Origin of the sequence: Bacillus sp. TL12, from assembly GCF_022625245.1 — a bacterium.
GTDB lineage: Bacteria > Bacillota > Bacilli > Bacillales > Bacillaceae_G > Bacillus_A.
In genome coordinates this window covers 1-276 of sequence record NZ_JAJJBY010000255.1, presented here as the reverse complement: position 1 = coordinate 276, position 276 = coordinate 1, and the positions used below count along the sequence as shown (strand labels likewise).

Here is a 276-nt window from a genome sequence, read left to right as displayed (position 1 = left end):
TAATATTACAGGATTAGATAATGAATATTTTAAGGTTAATCAAGTGAAAGTATTAAAAGGACGGTCATTACAAGAGTCTGATATTATCCAAGGAAATAACGTGGTCATGGTTAGTACAGGGATGAAAGAGAAAGTATTTAAACAGCAAAATCCTATTGGTAAAATTATTGAAATTAGAGATCAACCAATGCAAATTATTGGTGTATATAAATCAGATAATGATTTTATGGGAATGGAATCTTCAGAAGCTCTAATTCCAATTACATTATGGCCAAT

The 276-nt window shown here is 29.3% G+C and carries 1 protein-coding gene; it reads left to right on the top strand.

The window, feature by feature from the left end:
• On the top strand, positions 1-276 hold a 276-nt coding region (locus LOK41_RS28820; RefSeq protein ID WP_241819480.1), incomplete at both ends, for an ABC transporter permease.